1 protein-coding gene is annotated in these 1,310 nt (G+C 61.2%); it reads left to right on the top strand.

All coding sequences use genetic code 11. The features are described from left to right. The first annotated feature begins 198 nt into the window (after positions 1-198). A complete protein-coding gene (locus AC629_RS43530; RefSeq protein WP_084810742.1) occupies positions 199-1,185 on the top strand; it encodes an ABC transporter substrate-binding protein in 987 nt (328 codons plus the stop codon). Positions 1,186-1,310: the final 125 nt, after the last annotated feature.

The raw sequence follows: 1,310 nt of genomic DNA, 5'->3' as shown, positions 1-1,310 counted from the left end.
TGCCGGCGTCGCTTCGCCCCCTTCTCCTTCAAGTCTGCTTCCGGGGCAACACGGACATCAATCGGTGAGATAACGGGTTAAGTCCGTCGAAAATGACCCGTTGCGGAAGTCGGCTGGCCAGAGTTGCTGCTGCGCAGAACGCTGCCTATCAGTGCCGGCGGTGTGATAGGGTCCGGTCGTCGGTCCAGCGGGTAGTCTATGAGGCGGCGAGATTTCATCACATTGCTCGGTGGCGCGGCAGCAGCGTTGCCGCTTGCGGCACGCGCGCAGCAGCCCGAGCAGGTGCGGCGGATCGGAGTGCTTATGAACCGGGCCGCTGACGACCCACTAGGTCAAGTTAGCCTCGCAGCGTTCCAGCAATATCTGCAACAATTGGGCTGGGGTGAGGGCCGTAATGTGCGGATTGACACCCGCTGGGGCGAAAACAATGCAGACCTCGTTCGCAAATATGCGGCGGAATTGGTCTCGCTTGCGCCGGACGTCATCCTAGCTGTTGGCACCCTGGGCGCGATGGCAGTTCAACAACTTACCCGTACCTTGCCGATCGTGTTCGTGAACGTCACCGATCCGGTCGGTGCTGGCTTGGTAAATACCCTGCCCCAGCCGGGCGGCAACGCTACCGGCTTTATGCTTTATGACTATAGCTCGAGCGGAAAGTGGCTCGAACTCCTCAAGCAGATCGCACCGAATGTGACTCGAGTGGCTGTCCTACGGGATCCCGCTAATCCCACTGGCCTCGCTCAGCTCAGCGCCATCCAGGCTATAGCGCAGTTGATCGGAGTGGAGGTGAGCCCCGTCGACGCACCCGACACGAGCGAGATCGAACGCGCCGTCGCGGCCTTCGCCGCCTCTCCGGACGGCGGCCTGATCGTGACGGGGAGCGCGCTGACCTCGGCCAATCGCAATCTGATCATCACGCTGGCGGCCCGGCACAAACTGCCCGCGGTTTATTCCGACCGCTTGGTCACCGTCGACGGCGGCCTGCTCTCCTACGGGCCTGATCGGGTCGAGCTATACAAGCACGTGGCCGGCTACGTCGACCGTATCCTGAAGGGCGAGAAGCCCTCCGTCTTGCCGGTTCAAGCTCCGACCAAGTACCTACTGGTTATCAACCTCAAGACCGCCAAGGCGCTTGGCCTCACCGTGCCGCCGGCGCTGCTCGCAGGCGCGAACGAGGTGATTTGAATAACAAACGAATGTCCGAGTCTGGCCGATTGTGTTGAAAAACTCGGTTTTCTGTGAGGTGTAATTTTTCTAAGCCGTGCTGACGCGTTCTCGCGGCAGAGACGTGGGGGGACCGCGTCAGTTCG

This window comes from Bradyrhizobium sp. NAS80.1, from assembly GCF_001908205.1.
Taxonomy (GTDB): domain Bacteria; phylum Pseudomonadota; class Alphaproteobacteria; order Rhizobiales; family Xanthobacteraceae; genus Bradyrhizobium.
The sequence above is the reverse complement of the archived record's forward strand: the minus strand, read 5'-3'. Positions and strand labels throughout refer to the sequence as shown.